The 18,522-nt window shown below is 40.1% G+C and carries 18 protein-coding genes; 4 read left to right on the forward strand and 14 right to left on the reverse strand.

The window, feature by feature from the left end; genetic code table 11:
* Positions 1–214 precede the first annotated feature (214 nt).
* From ABES52_RS04855 to ABES52_RS04870, 4 genes are all read right to left on the reverse strand, one after another.
* Positions 215–2,566 carry a glycoside hydrolase family 31 protein gene (locus tag ABES52_RS04855; protein ID WP_429649507.1) on the reverse strand — a complete coding sequence of 784 codons (2,352 nt, stop codon included), beginning with the start codon at positions 2,564–2,566 and terminating at the stop codon, positions 215–217.
* A gap of 21 nt (positions 2,567–2,587) precedes the next feature.
* Positions 2,588–3,427 (reverse strand): sugar ABC transporter permease, encoded by an 840-nt coding sequence (locus tag ABES52_RS04860; protein WP_429649509.1) that lies wholly within the window; start codon positions 3,425–3,427, stop codon positions 2,588–2,590.
* A gap of 1 nt (position 3,428) precedes the next feature.
* Entirely contained in the window at positions 3,429–4,736 is a 1,308-nt protein-coding gene (locus ABES52_RS04865) for a carbohydrate ABC transporter permease (RefSeq protein WP_429649511.1), read from the reverse strand.
* A gap of 174 nt (positions 4,737–4,910) precedes the next feature.
* Complete coding sequence (locus ABES52_RS04870) at positions 4,911–6,182, reverse strand: extracellular solute-binding protein (protein ID WP_429649513.1); 1,272 nt, start codon at positions 6,180–6,182, stop codon at positions 4,911–4,913.
* Between the two features lie 271 nt (positions 6,183–6,453).
* Between ABES52_RS04870 and ABES52_RS04875 the strand changes: the two genes are divergently transcribed.
* On the forward strand, positions 6,454–8,217 hold the full coding sequence (locus ABES52_RS04875) for an alpha-glycosidase (RefSeq protein WP_429649515.1): 1,764 nt from the start codon (positions 6,454–6,456) through the stop codon (positions 8,215–8,217).
* Between the two features lie 159 nt (positions 8,218–8,376).
* Positions 8,377–8,508 carry a hypothetical protein gene (locus tag ABES52_RS04880; protein ID WP_429649517.1) on the forward strand — a complete coding sequence of 44 codons (132 nt, stop codon included), beginning with the start codon at positions 8,377–8,379 and terminating at the stop codon, positions 8,506–8,508.
* Positions 8,509–8,525: 17 nt separating this feature from the next.
* On the opposite strand, the gene ABES52_RS04885 is transcribed toward ABES52_RS04880, so the two are convergent.
* The 5 genes from ABES52_RS04885 to ABES52_RS04905 all read right to left on the reverse strand — a co-directional run bounded on the left by ABES52_RS04885 (position 8,526) and on the right by ABES52_RS04905 (position 12,145).
* Positions 8,526–9,164 carry a response regulator gene (locus ABES52_RS04885; RefSeq protein ID WP_429649519.1) on the reverse strand — a complete coding sequence of 213 codons (639 nt, stop codon included), beginning with the start codon at positions 9,162–9,164 and terminating at the stop codon, positions 8,526–8,528.
* The gene (locus tag ABES52_RS04890; RefSeq protein ID WP_429649521.1) at positions 9,157–10,194 is read right to left on the reverse strand and encodes a sensor histidine kinase; all 1,038 of its coding nucleotides are present in this window, start codon (positions 10,192–10,194) and stop codon (positions 9,157–9,159) included. The genes ABES52_RS04885 and ABES52_RS04890 overlap by 8 nt, the downstream gene beginning before the upstream one ends.
* The gene (gene liaF, locus ABES52_RS04895; RefSeq protein WP_429649523.1) at positions 10,191–10,913 is read right to left on the reverse strand and encodes a cell wall-active antibiotics response protein LiaF; all 723 of its coding nucleotides are present in this window, start codon (positions 10,911–10,913) and stop codon (positions 10,191–10,193) included. Before liaF ends, ABES52_RS04890 begins: the two co-directional genes overlap by 4 nt.
* Before the next feature lie 228 nt (positions 10,914–11,141).
* Positions 11,142–11,786, reverse strand: a complete 645-nt coding sequence (locus tag ABES52_RS04900) for a PspA/IM30 family protein (RefSeq protein ID WP_429649525.1) — start codon at positions 11,784–11,786, stop codon at positions 11,142–11,144.
* A gap of 14 nt (positions 11,787–11,800) precedes the next feature.
* The gene (locus ABES52_RS04905; RefSeq protein WP_429649527.1) at positions 11,801–12,145 is read right to left on the reverse strand and encodes a lmo0954 family membrane protein; all 345 of its coding nucleotides are present in this window, start codon (positions 12,143–12,145) and stop codon (positions 11,801–11,803) included.
* A gap of 194 nt (positions 12,146–12,339) precedes the next feature.
* Here ABES52_RS04905 and ABES52_RS04910 point away from each other — a divergent pair, with 194 nt between their 5' ends.
* Both ABES52_RS04910 and ABES52_RS04915 read left to right on the forward strand, forming a co-directional pair.
* Positions 12,340–12,930: a biotin transporter BioY gene (locus ABES52_RS04910; protein WP_429649529.1), complete on the forward strand. Its 591-nt coding sequence runs from the start codon at positions 12,340–12,342 to the stop codon at positions 12,928–12,930.
* A 234-nt stretch (positions 12,931–13,164) separates the two neighbouring features.
* The gene (locus ABES52_RS04915) at positions 13,165–13,767 is read left to right on the forward strand and encodes a transposase (RefSeq protein WP_429649531.1); all 603 of its coding nucleotides are present in this window, start codon (positions 13,165–13,167) and stop codon (positions 13,765–13,767) included.
* A 63-nt stretch (positions 13,768–13,830) separates the two neighbouring features.
* Here the strand turns inward: ABES52_RS04915 and ybaK are convergent, their stop codons facing one another.
* The 5 genes from ybaK to ABES52_RS04940 all read right to left on the reverse strand — a co-directional run bounded on the left by ybaK (position 13,831) and on the right by ABES52_RS04940 (position 18,412).
* Positions 13,831–14,313 carry a Cys-tRNA(Pro) deacylase gene (gene ybaK / locus ABES52_RS04920; protein WP_429649533.1) on the reverse strand — a complete coding sequence of 161 codons (483 nt, stop codon included), beginning with the start codon at positions 14,311–14,313 and terminating at the stop codon, positions 13,831–13,833.
* Between the two features lie 167 nt (positions 14,314–14,480).
* Positions 14,481–14,834, reverse strand: coding sequence for a transposase (locus tag ABES52_RS04925; RefSeq protein WP_429649580.1), 354 nt, complete (start codon positions 14,832–14,834; stop codon positions 14,481–14,483).
* Positions 14,835–14,885: 51 nt separating this feature from the next.
* Complete coding sequence (locus ABES52_RS04930; protein WP_429649535.1) at positions 14,886–15,410, reverse strand: hypothetical protein; 525 nt, start codon at positions 15,408–15,410, stop codon at positions 14,886–14,888.
* Between the two features lie 171 nt (positions 15,411–15,581).
* The gene (locus ABES52_RS04935; RefSeq protein ID WP_429649537.1) at positions 15,582–16,034 is read right to left on the reverse strand and encodes a DUF1284 domain-containing protein; all 453 of its coding nucleotides are present in this window, start codon (positions 16,032–16,034) and stop codon (positions 15,582–15,584) included.
* A gap of 161 nt (positions 16,035–16,195) precedes the next feature.
* Complete coding sequence (locus tag ABES52_RS04940; protein WP_429649540.1) at positions 16,196–18,412, reverse strand: sensor histidine kinase; 2,217 nt, start codon at positions 18,410–18,412, stop codon at positions 16,196–16,198.
* Between the last annotated feature and the right edge of the window lie 110 nt (positions 18,413–18,522).

Consider the following 18,522-nt stretch of genomic DNA (forward strand, 5'->3'; position numbering starts at 1 on the left):
GTCTTTCGACACCATCCGTGCTGGAGAGGGGTCGTTTTTTAATGCCAGTTCATATTTTCAAAAGCCAGCCCACTGATGGTTAGTCGACGAATCGGGTGCTTACGATTGCTTATCTCCCACTTAAACTTCTTTGAATATGCTATGTTTTGAAGTGGGAGTCTTAACGCCAGTTCAAACGGGATAAAACATCCCCCTTAGAATCAGGGGGATGGTGTTACTTCGTTCTTACTTCAAAAAAAGTGGCAGATGAATCGACAACTTGACCGTTTAACGTCACCTGTCGATTTTCGGCTCCGTGAATAACAAAGACGATTTTTTCCCACGCAGGCGTTAGTCCTTGGTGGACATTGTTCCATTCAATATTCACGTTGGTCGATGTATAATGAACTTCAATGTTCTGTTCGAAATAACAACCCTGTTCAAACTCAAATGTGGTTCCATCATCTTCATACAATGTAAAAGTGGAAGTTCCTTCTTCAAGACCGTACAAATGAATGGTCAATTGACGGTCCGCTTCAGCGGTATTCCTTTTCACTTCACCATGAGGCAAAATGGCCCCACTTTTGATGAAAATCGGTAGTGTATCAAGAGGAGCTTCAACCATGATATATTGGCTGCCTACGATCCTTTCATCGGTCCAATAGTTATACCATTCACCTTCCGGAAGATAGACGACACGATACTTTTGACTTGGTGACATCACTGGAGCAATCAGCACATCCGAACCGAGCATAAATTGATCATGCATTTCGTATGTTTCCTTGTCTTGTGGATATTCCAAAACCATTGGTCGCATCACAGGAACTCCTGTTTGAGCTGCTTCACGGAAGAGGGTATAAATATATGGCAACCATTGATACCGTAACCCAATGTACTTTTTGGCGATTTGTTCTACTTTTTCACCGAACATCCACGGTTCTTGTCTTTTCGTTTGAATCGCACTATGGTTACGGAAAAACGGGAAAAACGCTCCTACTTGGATCCACCGGGCGAACAACTCTGGTGTACAATCATGAGCAAACCCTCCAACATCAATACCACAAAACGGAACCCCTGACATCCCGAGGTTCATACACATCGGTAAGGACATTTGGAGATGTTCCCAAAAGCTGCGATTATCCCCGGTCCATACAGCAGCATATCGCTGAATGCCCGAAAAACCGGCCCGCGTCAGAACAAATGGCCGTTTTCCGTTTAGCAATCGTTTTAATCCACTGTAGGTGGCCTCACCCATATACAAACCATACACATTATGAAGTTCCCGATGTGATTTCTTTTCACCATCTTGGTTATGAACGACTTGAACATCCATTGTTTTCGTTTCGTTAAAAACAGCTGGTTCGTTCATATCGTTCCAAATGCCTTCAATACCTAACTCTGTATAAAATGAATGTTGGTTCCCCCACCACGTTCGGACGTTTTTATTTGGAAAATCAGGAAAGACGCTTTTTCCAGGCCACACGTCCCCTGTATACAAGGTTCCGTCCATATATTTACAAAATAAATCTTTTTCTACACCATCACGATACACATCGTACTCGGAGTCCACTTTTACTCCGGGATCGACAATCGGAACTACATGCACCCCAGCTTGATTCAGTTCTTCTACCAGCTCTTTTGGGTGTGGATAGCGGAACGGATCAAACGTAAATACGCGATAACCATCCATATAATGAATATCTAAATAAACCGCATCAAGAGGAATGTTCCTTTTTTGAAACTGATTGACTAATTCCCGAACCTCTTCGGCCGTTTCATAGCTATAACGAGATTGGTGGTAGCCAAAGGCCCATTTCGGTGGTAGTGGCATCCGTCCAGTTAGTGATGTGTATTGTTGAATAACCTCTTTTAACGTCGGTCCGCCGAAAATGTAATAATCGAGTTGTCCCCCTTCGGCTGAAAATGAGTACTCGTTGTCACTTGATTTTAAGTCAAAGACCGTTTTAAACGTGTTATCAAAATATAAGCCGTACGCCTTCCCTTCGTTTAACGCGAGGAGAAACGGAATCGATTGATATAACGCATCAATTTCCGGATTATGTGGGGCGTATACATCGGAGTTCCACATCGTCATTTTTTCGCCGCGCTTGTTTAAAAAGCTCGTTTTTTCTCCGAATCCGTAAAAATACTCTTCTTCCTTCATTTCTTTATACCCAATGACATGGCGTTCGTTCGTATAGCCCATTCCCTTTTCTCCATCTTTGACAAGAAGGCGACCTGTTTTATCTTTTATAGCGATGCGTAACGGCGACTTATGAAGATCGATTTGCAGCTTACGAGTGGCGATGAGCAGGCGTTCGCTATACTCTTCCATTTCAAATGATACATCTTCTCGCTCCTTAATCACCGCCACTGACGTAGCTAATGTTGGCGTTTGTAACGGGTTCATCACCACACGAACAATCTCTTCGGTGTAAAACAAAATCGCGACATCGCCATTTTCACATTGAAGATGAATCGTTCCATCCTCGACTGCTACTTGACGGACGGAACCGATGTCTTTAAAAGTTGAAGACGTTTTCGATTGATTTTTTCCTGGATGGATCATAAAACTCGTATCGTTCATCACTACCACCCTTTCGATTTTTTACCCTTTCGTTCCTCCAGCCGTTAAACCTGACACAAAATATTTTTGTAAAGACAAGAATAATAACGCAATTGGAATCGCAATTAAGACGGAACCAGCAGCAAATTCCGTAAATTTATTGTTAAATTGGTCGGACACTAAGCTATAAAGACCAACAGCGAGGGTGTATTTTTCTTCTGAACGTAAAATCAATGACGCTAAAATAAACTCGGCAAACGGTCCGATGAACGAGAACAAAGCCACTACCGCTAAAATCGGTTTCGATAACGGCAAAATAATTTGGAAGAAAATGCGTAAGTGACCGGCACCATCCATCCGAGCGGATTCATCTAACTCACGCGGAATGGTATCGAAGTACCCTTTCGCTAACCACGTATTCATCGGAATTCCCCCACCTACATAGAGGAGAATTAATCCTAGATGAGTATCCATCAGCTTTAACATGGAAAGTAACACGTATAAAGCGATAATTGCTACAAATTGGGGAATCATTTGTAAAATTAAAAACGTCATGAGTCCATATTTACGACCGGTAAAGCGGTAACGTGAAAACGCATAGGCAGTCAGTCCGACTAAAATAACGGAAAAAATCATCGTAAGTCCTGACACTTTTAACGTATTCCAATACCATTGCAGGAACAAGGAATCCTCTCCAAACAGGTCTTGATAGTGGCTAAGCGTCGGATTTTCAGGAATCATCGTGGAGCTCATTAAACTGTTTCCTGGATTTAATGAAGCCCCGATGACCCATAAAATGGGATAAATAACGATAAACATCGCAACAAACAAGACGAGATAAGACAACGTTAAGCGGATGATTTTCGCTGTTTTCATACTCATATTACATCAAATCCTCTTCTTTAAATGATCTTGTTCTCTTAAACTGAATCACCGCAAAGGTTACAATGATAATCCCAAGTATTAACGTGATCGCTGCTGCAATGCTGTATTGAGCAGAATTTAACGTTAACTTATAAATCCACGAAATGAGAATATCGGTACCACCCGCTTGTTGCTGACCGACGATTGCTGGTCCGCCGCTGTTAAATAGGTAAATAATATTGAAGTTATTGAAGTTAAACGTGTATTGCGTAATTAAAATGGGAGCCGTTGCGTATAAAATCATCGGCAACGTAATGTTACGAAACTTTTGCCAAGGTGTTGCCCCGTCCATCGTAGCGGCTTCATATAAATCATCTGGTATCGCTTGTAACACCCCAGTTGTCATCGCCATAACAAATGGGAATCCTAACCAAAATTGTATCAATATTACCGCTGTACGTGTCCAGTTCACATCGGTCATCCATGGAATGGCATCCAATCCAAAGAACGGGAGAATAGATGTATTAATCACCCCAAAGGTTTCGTTAAACATATTGGCAAAAATCAAAATTGTTACAAATGCTGGTACCGCCCATGGAAGAATGAGAATGGTCCGAATAATGGCCTTTCCTTTTAAATCTTTTTGATTCACGATAACAGCTAAGAAGATACCGATGATGATTTGTCCGGTCGTTGCAACGAACGTCCAAATAATCGTCCAAGCGAGAACTTTCATCATTGTGTCACGCCAAATATCTAACGTGAAAACTTTCTTGAAGTTCTCAAACCCAACCCAATCGACAAGTTTAGCTGGTGGAGAATGGTATAGATCATAGTTTGTAAACGCTAATAACACCATAAAAATTAATGGAAACACCACGGTAAAAATAAGTAAAAAAAGTCCTGGTGAAATCATTAAGTAAGGGAAACCGTAATCGTATAAATGCTTAAATTGTTCTTTAATCGTAGGTAATGGAATACCTTCCTCGCGCTTTTTCCCGTTACGATACGCATCGACAACGTTAAAAATATAAAACCCAATTCCAAATGCCAGAACAATAACCGCTAAAATTCCTTGAATCAGTAAACGAATAGAATGGTCACGTCGAACGACTTCACCAAGGGTAAAAAGTCCCCAAAAACCCATATTAAATAAATCGTAAAAAGCGATTAGATAAGCTACTTCTAAAATAATAAAGGAGAAACCTTTTAATAATTGACGATTATATAGCTGCCCGAGACCAGCAAGAAGGAGAGATAAGATGAAGGCGACTTTACTATGCCGTGTGGTGTTTGTTGACACGAGACATGCTCCTTTCTTGAACACTAATCGGACCTTTACGGGCTATTGCTCCCTACTTCCTTCTTTGGTCCACTCTTGAGATGGGGGAAAATTACTGCCCGTTAAGGTGGCTTCGGGGGTTTTTCTCATCCCCACTGATGATTCGTTGAATGAAAGAGAGTAGCAGTACTCCGGATGAAGTACTGCCACTAAAAAACATTATTGGTGATTCGTTTGAATCTGTTGTCCAATCGCTTTGACTGCTTCATCCAACGCTTTTGCTGGCTCTTGTTTGCCTGTAACCGTTAATTGAAGAGCAGATGCCATTGGGTCCCAAACTTCACCCATTTCTGGAATGTTTGGCATCGGTACACCATAACCGGATTGAATCGCTACCGCACTTGCTGCTTCATCTTCTGCAATGACTGGATCTTCAATTAAAGATTTTACAGGTGGAATTTCGCCAGTTAATTCAAAGCGGATTTTTGCATTTTCGGCATTTGTAATATGTTCAACTAGTTTTTGTGCCCATTCCGGATGTTTAGAAAAGGAGCTTACGTACCAACCTTTTACCCCAATGAATGTTTTCACATGTTCACCGTTTGGTAACGTAGGTAGTGGAGCTACCCCAATATCAATACCAGCCTCACGATAACCTTGGAACGCCCAAGGACCGTTCATAACAGCAGCCACTTTTCCCTCTGTAAATAAACCATCTAATGTTTGGCCACCGTTTTCACCGATAATACCATTAGGGAATAATCCTTCTTGATACCATTTCGCAATGTACTCTGCCCCTTCAACAGCGCCGTCGTTGTTAAGGCCGAGATCTTGTGGATTTGGCACACCGTTATCATCACCAAACACGTAACCACCAAATCCGCCAATGACACCATGCGCGAAATAGAAGTTATCCCATAGCGCTAAAAATCCGTACTTTCCATCTTTTGAGAAATCTTTAGCAAAGCTATAAAGCTCATCCATTGTTTCTGGAGCTTTTTCAAGAAGGGCTTTGTTGTAAATAAGAACCGGTGTTTCTGTAGATTTTGGTAAACCGTATAATTCTCCATCGAATGTCATTGCTTGAATGGAAGATTCAGTGAATTGATTCACAACTTCCTCATCCACATGAAGAGGAACGATTAATCCTTCTGTCACAAGTGGACCAATACGGTCATGAGGTAGCGTAACAACGTCCGCTCCAGTACGGTTCGGACCATCTAAACGTAACTTATCTTGCTGGTCTAACATCGGAACTTCTTTGTACTCTACTTTAATTCCATATTTTTCTTCGAAACTCTTAATTGCTGCTTCAATCGCTGGGCCACGATCTTTGTCTTCCCAAACGACTAATTTTTCAGGTTTGTTTTCCCCACTGTCTGTTGATCCATTATCTGTTGATGAAGTTGTGTTATCTTTTGGACCACAAGCAGCTAACGAACCCACCGCTAAAGCGGCTGTCATCATCGAAGCTAACAACTTCTTTTTCATAAAATGAAACCTCCCCCTAAATGATTGTACAAACGTTTGCACACTTAAAAGAAGCACTATGTCTCTAAGTTAGGAAAGCGTTTGCACTAATTTTGATTTTATTTTAGCCCAGCCTAAACAAAAAGACAATATATTTTTTGGAATTTTTTAAGCGTTTACAATTTTGTCAAATAAACTATTATTCTTTTTCTATCTAATTTCATTTTAATATTGACATCCCCATTGGAATTTTCTTACGATTAATGCAAACCTTTGCGCAAGGAGTGACATAATGCTAAAAGAAGCCATTTATCATCGTCCGACGAATTCTTTCGCTTATGCATATGATGAAAAAACGCTTCATATTCGTCTACGCACGAAAAAAGATGATGTTGATTCAGTTCATCTATTATACGAAGATCCTTATCGCTGGAGTAAAGATGAAGATGGAACGTGGCGCTGGTCTGTTCAAAAAAAAGAAATGATTAAATCCGGATGCGATCACCTATTTGATTATTGGTTTGTCGCTATTCAGCCGGAATATCGCCGATTACGGTATGGCTTTGAATTAAACGATGAAAGTGAAACGCTTGTATATACCGAACGCGGCTTTTTCCCATCCGCCCCTTTGGATGATGTGGCGTATTATTTTTGCTTCCCGTTTTTACATCCAAACGATGTATTCCAAGCGCCTGATTGGGTAAAGGATACGGTTTGGTATCAAATTTTTCCTGAGCGTTTTGCCAACGGGGATCCTTCGCTAAATCCTGAAGGGACGCTTCCGTGGGGATCAGAAGACCCGAAACCATACAGCTTTTTCGGAGGCGACTTTCAAGGAGTCATGGACCATTTAGATTATTTGCAAGAACTCGGCATCACCGGTATTTATTTTACACCGATTTTTAAAGCACCTTCGAACCATAAATATGACACTATCGACTATATGGAGATTGACCCACAATTTGGGGACAAGGAAACGTTCCGTCGTTTAGTGAACGAGTGCCACAAGCGCGGTATTCGGGTGATGTTAGATGCGGTGTTTAATCATTGTGGATATTATTTCGATAAGTTCCAAGACGTGTTAAAAAACGGGGAGAAATCTCGTTATAAAGATTGGTTCCATATTCGCAAATTTCCGCTTACGTTTGAGCCGGTCCCAAGCTATGATACGTTCGCGTTTGTTCATACCATGCCGAAATTAAATACCCAAAACCCAGAAGTGAAAGAATACTTATTAAATGTCGCTACCTATTGGATCGAAGAATTTGATATTGATGGCTGGCGCTTAGATGTCGCGAACGAAGTCGATCATGATTTTTGGCGTGAATTCCGCCAAGCGGTCAAAGCTATCAAACCGGACGTCTATATATTAGGGGAAATTTGGCACGATTCGATGCGGTGGCTTCAAGGGGACCAGTTCGATGCGGTGATGAACTATCCGTTTACGAACGCCGTAATCGATTATTTTGCCAAACAAAAAATGGACGAGCAGACGTTTGGCGAGCAAATTCAACACGTTCTTCATCAATACCCGGAAACGGTCAACAACGTCGCCTTTAATTTACTAGGAAGCCACGATACGCCGCGTATTTTAACTCAAGCCGACGAAAATGTAGAGCTAGTGAAACTCATGTTCGTCTTCCAATTATCGTTTAAAGGCAGCCCATGTATTTATTATGGAGACGAAATCGGCTTAACCGGTGGCCAAGACCCTGGTTGCCGTAAGTGTATGGAATGGGATGAAGTAAAACAAAACCGTGAACTATTCGAAACTGTGAAGCGACTCATTCATTTACGAAGAACGTCACCCGCATTTGGTAATCTTGGTTCCATTGAATTTTTCCCAATACCCAATGTCCTTGCTTATAAAAAATGGACAGAAGACGAAGAAGTATTTATTTTTATGAACCGTTCAAAAGAGGAACAACAATTTGCACTACCAACTGTTGTTGCCAATCGAAACGTCGTAAACTTATGGAATGGTATCGACATTCCTACAGGCAATTCACTTACTCTCGGTCCATATGATTTTGTCATTTGGTCGAAGAAAAAATAAAATCAAACTAACAGCTACCTCATACTATTGGGGTAGCTTTTTTGTACTTTAAAGGACTAGGGGACAGTCCCGCGATGCTTTAAAGTGCTGAACCTTGGGATTTTGCTCGCATATTTGTATGGTTTTATTAGAAAATAAATATGAAAGGAGGGAATGGTGATGAAACCTACGAAGCGATTTACAGTTGCAGGGACTGATATCGAAGAAGTAAAGGCGAAAAACCGGGCGTCTGGGTTAACGTATAATCAAGTAAAAGCTTTACTTGCTCAAAAATATCAGCAAAAGAAATAATCCCACCTTGACTTTTATTAGGTGGGATCGACTAAATGATGTTTAAACGCATAAATGACCGCTTGGGTCCGGTCTTGGACCTCTAGTTTACTTAAAATATTGCTGACGTGAGTTTTTACCGTTTTTAAGGCAATAAACAGTTCGTCGGCAATTTCTTGATTCGTTTTTCCTTTGGCCATTAATAATAAAATTTCCATCTCGCGCTTTGTTAATTCTTCATGTGGCAGGCGAGTAGGTGGTCGACGCATTTTCGCCATCACTTTATCAGTCACTTCTGGCTCGAGCACCGTTTGACCGTGATACGTTTTTCTTATGGCATCCGCAATTTCGCTTGCTTTTGACGTTTTTAATAAGTAGCTTGTGGCACCGGCTTCAAGGGCAGGATACACTTTTTCATCATCTAAAAAGCTTGTAACGATAATGATCTTGGCATCAGGCCATGCGTTCATAATTTGTTTTGTCGCTTCAATTCCATCCATTTCCTTCATTACCAGGTCCATTAAAATGATGTCGGGACGGAGCTGTAATGCTAAGTCAACCGCTTCTTTTCCATTTTCCGCTTCTCCAATGACTTCGATATCCGGCTGTGTTGATAAGTACGAGGATACACCGATACGCACCATCTCATGGTCGTCGACAAATAATACTTTAATCATCGTCTCCCTCCATTATCGGAATTTTCACTTCGAGTCGTGTCCCTTTTCCCGGAAGACTGACAATCTGAAGATTTCCACCGATTTCAAGCGCACGCTCACGCATCGTTTGCAGGCCGTACGACGTAGTTTTGACTTCCTCTACGTTAAAACCAACCCCGTCATCAACGACACGTAATATGGCAAATTGGTCACGGACAATAAACAATACTTCTAACGTAGTCGCTTTAGCGTGACGAAGGGTGTTCGAAATCGCTTCTTGTAAAATTCGGAACAAATGATCTTCAATTCCTTTATCTAAAGGGAACGGTTCAATTTTCCATTGAATCGTCATCGGAACTTTTTGCTTAAGTTCTGAAAGCAGCTCGAGCATTCCTTCTTGCAACGTCTTTCCTTTTAACGGTACAGGTCGTAAATGAAGGAGTAAGGCGCGCATTTCGAGTTGCGATTGATGCACCATTTGTTCGACCATTTGTAACTGTTTGGAAAGTTGAGGGGAAGTGGTGTCTTCCGATTCATTAATGGCGGAGATTAACATCGATGCGGCAAATAGTTGTTGGCTTACTGAATCGTGCAACTCCCGGGCGAGTCGACTCCGCTCTTTTGTTACGAGTTCTTGCATCTGCTTTTCTTGCTGTTCTGCTGTTTGGCTTGCTAACTTTTGGGCGAGCTTCGTCTGCTCTTGAAATTGTTGCTGCCATTGCTTTATTTTCAAAAGAATTTCTTCTACTTCAGCGACGCTCGTTTCGTTAGATTCTTTTGATGGCGAGCTTTTACGAAAATTAGATAGAGACCGTTCGATCGTTAAAAATTGTTTTTTCCAATACCACCCGAAAAAAAGTCCTAAAAATAATCCGATGAACACAAGTAATAGCAAAAGAGCCAATATAAATGGAATTCCTGCGACTTTTTCTGTCCACCATTCGGACCATTTTTCCAACGGGTAGGTTAAAATATATAATCCAATGACGCCGATGACCATGACGACTGCACAAACGAAACCGAAAAGGAGGTGACGTTGGATGACGTTCATACCCGTTTCACCTCTACATGACCGGCCACCATCGACGTCACGATTTTAATTTTTTGCTCCACTTCTGGATAGTCAGCCGTTTGAAAAATAATGGATTCATTCACGACACGCTCATTGACCATTTGAAAAATATCGACCGTTCCAACGACGACGGACACGTGAACGGATACTTCCATATCGTACGGAACAAGCACTTGCACGTTTCCAAGCAGGTGGCGTACAAAAATAAGGGCCTCCCCTTTTGGAAAGACGGTTTGGCTTAAGTCAATGACCATATCCCCTACAAATCCTTGTACATTGACATCTTCCCATTCGTAGATTGCTTGCGGGGTGCTTTGGCGCCCGATGATTTTATTTTGAAAAAAAGGCTTTTTACGAAAAATAACATCTGATGTGGTCCCGCTTTTTCGAATTTCCTCTACTTGAACGGTCGAACGTGTTTTTTTCGATTGCACATACTGGATAAGAAAGTATAAGATGACTGCAAATAGTACCCAGCGAAATGCTAACGTGTGAAAAATAGCGAAAGCAGCGTTTACTAAGCTGACCCAAAATACGATTTTCCCAAGGAGTTTATGGTAATATTTTTTTCCGATGTATACGAAGAGAAAAGAAAAGAACAGAAAGTAGAGTATGCCACCATCTAAAAAAATGATTTCAAACAAAAGAAGTCCAACAGCGATATAAAAAATCCATAACCATCCGTTGTACTTGTTCATCGAAGGACATCTCCCCTTTCTGTTCTTCTCATTGTTGGTTAAGCTAAGGACAAATCAGGCGTTGTTTTTACCCGTTCTAACTGGCGCTAAGATTCCGCTTCAAAACATAAAGTAGTTTAAGAGGAGTTAAGCGCCAGTCAGAACCCGATTCGTTCAACTAACCATCTGTAAGGGCCCCTCACTGATGGAAGTTTCACTTGATCTATGCCTTAAGCATACCACGTTTTTTTATTCGTTCGAAACTGTTTCCCGATTTTTTAGCTCTTTTTCCAATTGAGCAATTTTTGTATCAATCGTATTTTCATAATAGCGTGTCATTACTTTTCGCTCGAGCTCGTCTAAGTAGCGCTCCATTTCTTCAAAACGAGAGTTCGCTTTTTCAGAGTATTTTTCTCCATCTAATACTTTGTTCATGCGATAATGAGCCCGCGCCGTGTTTTCACGTCCCATCAGTTCAAGTTTTTTTACGTGCATATCTTTTAACTTATGCTTCATTTGCTCGTATTTTTGTTCGAGTTGCTCGAGTTCTTTTTCAGCTTGCTCTTTTAATTGGGCAAGGCGTTGTGCTCGTTCTTTGTATTGGTGTTGTTCCGTTGATGCAAATTGGTATAAGTCGTCAGCTCCCGCTTCTTGAGCAACGGCTGCTTGATGATTCCGCTTTTCGGCCATCTTTTTCGCTTCATGCCATTCTCTTTCGTATTGATTTTTTAACGTGTAATGGCGTTCGACGAGCTTCTTCACTTTTTCCACTTCTTGTTCGCATTGACGTAAGTAATGATTTAGCATCGCCATTGGATTTTTCTGTTCTTTTTGATCGATTAAGTCGTGTAAATCAGCTTCAATTACTTGCTTTAATCGTGTAAACAATCCCATTTCAATAACCCCTTTCAATTAGTTTGTTGTAGTTTTTGCCATTCGCGTTCAAAATTGGTGAACGGATCGTCATCTTTAGGTGATGACGGTTGTTTTTTCCAGTTTTTATGGATATAGTACAATCCCACTAAGGCGAGCAGCCCGATGACGGCAGGAATGTTGGACAAACTGGCGATTAAGGCGATGACCGCAATCGTCCCTAGCAAAATTTTGACGCTCGTTTTTTCGGCCTTTAAACATTTTTTGAAAGCATAGTAGAAAATAATGGATGAAATAAGCAGGCCGATCATTGGTCCAAGGTGGGCTAAAATGATACAGGCTAATATGATCCCTAGTGTAAATAAAGCAATCTTTTTCATCGTCCGCGTTCCCTCCTTTCTTGTCTTCATCTTATCTTTTCTTCATATATCCCATAACGAGCCCGAGCTTTATTTTCATCTACGACTCGAGGCGTATTTTAAGCGGTATTTTTGTTAACCTTATTTAAATTTAGGTTGACATATATCCTGTGGGTTCGTATGCTAAAAGAGAGAACTACATAAGGGGTGGAATCATGGAAACAAAGGGTAAATTAACAACAAGAGATATGGTCCTTGCGCCATTATTTGCTGCGTTAATGGCGATTGGGGCAAATATTACGTCATTTGCACCATTCATGGTGATCGGACAAGTGCCGATTACGCTGCAAACGTTTTTTGCGGTGTTAGCAGGGGTTATCCTAGGCAGTCGGTTAGGAAGTATTTCGATGCTTTTATACATGTTGATTGGTTTATTCGGTGCTCCGGTGTTTGCAAAGTTTGGTGGAGGTTTTTCTAGTATTCTTTCACCAACATTCGGATTTATCGTTTCTTTTATTTTTGCAGCATATGTGGCCGGAAAAATCGTCGAAGCGAAACCGACATTTGGAAGATTCATTGTCGCCGCCATCGTCGGAACAGCGGTCAACTATTTAGTCGGTACGAACTGGATGTACCTAGCGTTTAAACTTTGGGCAGCAGCACCAGAAGGCTTCACATACACCATGGCCTGGGGCTGGATGGTCTTATTCATTCCAAAAGACTTAACATTAGCCATTTTCGCCGGCATCCTCGCCCACCGCTTACGCAAAATCCCTACCATCAATGCCAACAAAAAAATCGCTTAAACTAACGTAAAAAGCGGCTCTAATAAAGGGCCGCTTTTGTACTTTAAAGGATGTGGGGACAGTCCCGCGTTCATATAAAGTTGTAAAGCATTAATGTAACGCGGGACTGTCCCTCACTAAATTAATTCATTAAAGTACCCTTTATGTCATTCATTTTACTCTTAAGAAGGAAAATCAATAATTGTGTTGAATATTGATAGATGGTTAGATACAAAAAATAAAGAGGTGTTGTGAATGCCGCGAAGGCCGCGTGTTTGGTTTCCTGGAGCGATGTACCATATTACCGCTCGAGGCAATCGGAGGTCAAAGATTTTTTATGATGATAAAGATCGTCTGATGTACTTGGAATTATTGGAAGATGCGCGCTCCTATTTCCCCTTTTATCTTCATTCATACTGCCTTATGCCCAACCATATCCATCTCCAATTAGAAACAATCAATCACCATCCTAAAGAAATTATGAAAAAACTCCATACTCGTTATGCCATTTACTTTAACCACCGTTACCATCTCGTTGGTCACGTTTTTCAAGGCCGATACGGTGCCAAACTTATCGTTACCCCCGATTACTTTCTAGATGTCAGTAGATATATCCACCTAAATCCACTAGAAGCTAAAATGGTCACAGCTCCCGAAAACTACAAATGGAGTAGCTACTCCGCCTACATCACCAAACAAACGAACCCCCACATCACCACCGAAAAAATCTTATCCTATTTCCCACATCCTCAAAAAGAACACTACCGAAAGTTCGTTGAACAAACAGATATGGAACGCTTTAACATTTTAAATAAGCAGGGGACAGACCCGCACTTCATTAAAGCTTTAAAACAATAGGGGACAGTCCCGTGATGCTTTAAAGCATCGCGGGACTGTCCCGCACAACTTTAAAGTGTTAAATCAATCTTTTACGATGTCACCTAGTTGTGCTTTAGTGATTTGGAGTAGATCAGATACAGATAGAGAAAGTTGGAGTCCGATTTTTCCTGCGCTGACGATGATGTGGGATAGGTGTTCAGCGTGTTTGTCAATCCATGTTGGATAATTCTTTTTCATTCCAATAGGAGAACATCCGCCCCGAACGTAACCTGTCCATTTTTGTAGTTCACTTACTGGGAGAAGCTCCAATTTTTTTTCCCCTACAAGCTGAGCCGCTTTTTTTAAATCGAGCTCTAAATGAACAGGTAGGAGAAACACATATAATTCTTTATCTGGTGATTGACACACCAACGTTTTATACACTTCTTCTGGTGGCTTTCCAATCTTCTCCGCAACGGAAACCCCGTCAATTTTTTTATCTACCGTGTCATAGGAAAAAATATCGTAGGGTACCTTCTGCTGATCCAATATTCTCATCGCATTCGTTTTAGCAACTTTTTTCATCTATCTAACACCTCGACATATATTGGGGTCAGTCCCCTATCACATTAGTACGTTAAATCAACTGGGGACTGTCCCACTAGCATTGTATAACTGTAATAAAAATTGAATATTTTCAATATATTTACATCGATTGTTTAAGTTGAAAATTAAAAAAGGCCAACATGGTTTTAATCAGACCTTGTTCCCTTTTTTGTACTCCATATTTTCGTCAATTGTAAATGTCCTTTAATCCATTTAAAGAGTTCGATTATCCAACGATTTTTGTATATCTCTAAAATTTGTTGATCAGTTAAATCAAAGCGTGTAGTCAAAATACGATACGTTCTTTCTTTTTCATCAATAAACTCAATATACCGAACAGGTACCTTTGAAATTCCAAAATTCACTTTGGCATCTCTTTTTATTGATGGGTGTGTTGGCTCATATTCTTTTAACGAATAGAGCCTCAAGTTCTTAGAAATTCGCACGACAAAAGAAATATTTTTGTCTAGCCAATCGTTAAGTTCTGTTTCGAAGGATATCCACGATCCATCACATAAGTAGCATCGGCTTCTTCAATTAAGAAGTCAGAACTATTTAAAGTCACTTACAGTGCCTAGAGATGGCACCATTTTATCTGGAAAGGCCACGTCTTTCGAGGCTACAACGAGCCGGGTATGCATTTTGACAACATGATGACCTTTTGAAATATACGCCCAGTCACAAAGATTTTCAGGTAAGCGAATCTCCGTAGAATCGACGATATTTAATAGCCCGATTTTTTTAGATAATCCTTTATATCCTTGAGTTAGTTGCCGAATTTTTTCAACTACCTTCAGAAAGAGTTTTTGAACCTTTTCTGTAGGAAGATCATTGATACGTCGACTTATCTGAGAGCCACTGATACCTTCGATATCCAATTCTTTCCGTAACTTTGGATAAGCTCTTAGCTTCTCTTCCATATGGTTATAAGAGCTCCATTGGTCCAATTGCGCAGCTACAAATATTTTTAATAAAGATTTCGTTGAAAGCTTCTTCCCATAATCCATCAAAGGACAATCAAAATCTTCGGTAGGAAGAAGAGATAAACATTGACAAATTAGCATTTCTCGACCCATACTTTTACTCCTACTAGGGTAGCTCCTTTGTAGAAGCTTGGGAACAAGTAAGGTCTTACTTCTACAATAGGAGCATTTTTTGTATTCGTAAAGAAAATTTATTTTTTACAAATTTTGTAAGGTGTGCAACACTAGTGGGACAGTCCCCCACCACTCTAAAACGTTAACCCTTTAACGTGCAGCGGGACTGTCCCCCACTTCATTAAAGTATTTCTCCCGCAGTTTCTGGATTCCTTGTTTGCAGATGCCATAAGATAGCCAGGAGCATCCTTTGCACAGCGAGTCTAGGTCTTCGGGTCTTACTTTGGTGGCGGTTAGGGCGATTAATAATGATTTAGGATATTCTTTACCTTTTTCGAGTCCTAGGTGTTCGATGACGTTGCGGTCGAGAAAACGGACGTGTGGATCCGATTGTTCACTTGCTTCACATCGTCCGATTCCATGGTGGGGGCACGCTCGACACGCCTCATCTAATCCTTCAATGACTCGAATCGGAAAATCAAGCCGGTCATTGCGAATATCCTGTACAATTTCGCTCATTTTTTCTACAAATGCTGGACTATACCCCATTCCTTGAAAACCATGAACACATAATAAATGATGCCCTCTTAACGTACGTTTCATTACATCTCCCTTTCTTCTCCCCGATTACTTTCCATTATAGTATAGAAGGAACCCTTTTCTGCTATTTTCCCATAAAAAAACCTTCAATTTATTTATCCAAAACTCTTTTCCCCTTACTAAAAACGAATCATTCCTCAAACACCAAAAACGCCCAACCATTGTTACGGTTGAGCGGTGACAATATCTTGACTAAGAGGCAATTGAATTTGAAACACTGTACCACTAGGCCCAGTTTCAACTACTTGAATATCTCCTCCATGGCTATCAATAATTCGCTGAATAATTGTCAAGCCAAGGCCGGTTCCGTATTCTTTCGTACTAACGAACGGTTCAAATATTTTATCGAGCCACTCACGCGGAATTCCTTTTCCAGTATCTTTAATAAAAATTTGAACAAACCGATCGTCGACTTTGGCAACAATTTCGATTTTCCCTTGACCCTCAATGGCCTGAATACTGTTCATAATAATATTTAAAAACACTTGTTTTAATCGGTCAATATCAGCATCAATCATAATCGATGGATCGACATCAACCTCAATAGAAATTCGATTTTGTACTTGATCATCTAACAGCGGGAGCATCTCATCAATAATTTGTTTTAACGACACATACTCTAGATTCAACCGTTTCGGTTTCGCCAGCATCAACATATCGTTTACAATATCATTCATACGATCAATTTCCTTAAGGATTAAAGGAATCCGATACTTTTCGTTTTCTTCATCGGACATTTGGTGCTGAAGTAATGTCATAAACCCTTGAATAACCGTTAACGGATTTTTAATTTCATGAGCTGCTCCTGTTGCAAGCTCACCAATGGTTGCTAACTTCTCCATATTAGCCACTTTTCGCTCGAGGCGATGGAATTCCGAAACGTCAATAAAGTAAAAAATTTTCCCGATGCGTTCCCCTTTTTTATTCATTAATGGCGTCTGGGAAACAAGCACCGTATACGTTTCGTCTCCTCGAACAATTTTTGTTTTACGGGTATGGAAAAATTCATTCGAGTAAAACCAGTTCCAAATGGCTTCATTTTTTTCGTCCAGATAAAGATATTGTGACACTAGTTTCATTCGTTCTTCATTTAAATTTAACAGTTCCTTCGCCGTCTTATTCACTTCCATTTCATTCGTCCGTTGATTCACCGTAATTATACCAACCGGGATGGAAGATAAAATCTCTTCACGAAACTGCTTTTCGTGAATGATTCGTTCAAATGATTGGCGCAGGTTTAATGACATTTTATTAATCGACTGGGCTAACTCTCGAAATTCATACGGCTGTTCATCAAAGTCAATCAATAAATAATAGTCACCTTTAGAAATGCGCTTCACTTTTTCTACAATCTTATTCATCTGATTAGATATTTGCTGGAACAAGCGACGAATCAAGAAGTATAAACAAAGGAGGGCTATCATTCCTGTACTTGCCATAAGGAATGAATGAATCATTAATGATTGCCTCATTCGTTGATAATCAAGCGCTACATAAATCATTCGATCTTGTGGAATAGGGTAAAAAACTTTAAATACGTCTTCCGAATGGGTAGAATCAAGATAGGAAATTTTTTCACCTATTTTTCGCTGTTCCACCATTTTCCTGTCTTCTTTACTTTTTAGATGAAACAATCCCGCAATGACATTCATTTGTTGATTTGAAATATCGAACACAGCCACTTCTTTAATATAAGGATCTTCATTTAAAATTTTTTCGATTGTCACATTCGGGTGAATCGAATCGGTAAATTTTTTTACATCTTCCGCTTCGATAAACAAGCAAATAATGTAGTCTTTCCCTTTTGGATGATAGTACCCGTACTTGTAAAATACTTTTTCCTCAGAATGAGAAGTAGATTGGATAATGGGCATAACAATCATTTGATCGTCTACAAAACTTGCTTCGTTTACTTGGATACGTTCTTCATTTAACAGGGCATTGGCATATGTAAAAAAATGAAATGCTTTCGTACTTAAACCAATCTCAACAGGATCAGTCGACTTGATGCCAACAATATCATTCCCTTTTTGCGCGAATATTGTAATACCAGCTATTTGCAGTTCTTTCCTTATATTTTCTAATTGCTCATTTGTCATTTCCTCTACAGATTGGGATTTTAATTCTTGCTCAATATTTCGAGCAAAAGCATATAAGTTTAAGTCGATCTGATGTTCAATTAGTTGAGACGCTCGCTCTGACTTTTCGATTTCTCGGCTAATCGTATTTAATATGAGTTCTGAACGACGTTCCAGTTCGCTTTTGACTTGATGTTGCAAGAGGAAATACTGAACGATGCCCGATAAAATCATAATCACTAACAATACAAGTAACACCCTATGAAGGAACACTTTTTGCCATTTAGGTTGATTCTTCCCCATGTAATCGTATCCTACCTTTTAAAAGTTAGAATAACTGTCATTTATATGTCGATTTTACTACTAATTATTTATTTTATCATAATTTTACTTTTAAAAGTTCTATTTACCTA

The organism is Aeribacillus pallidus, assembly GCF_050478865.1.
Classification (GTDB): Bacteria; Bacillota; Bacilli; order Bacillales; family JACDOC01; genus JACDOC01.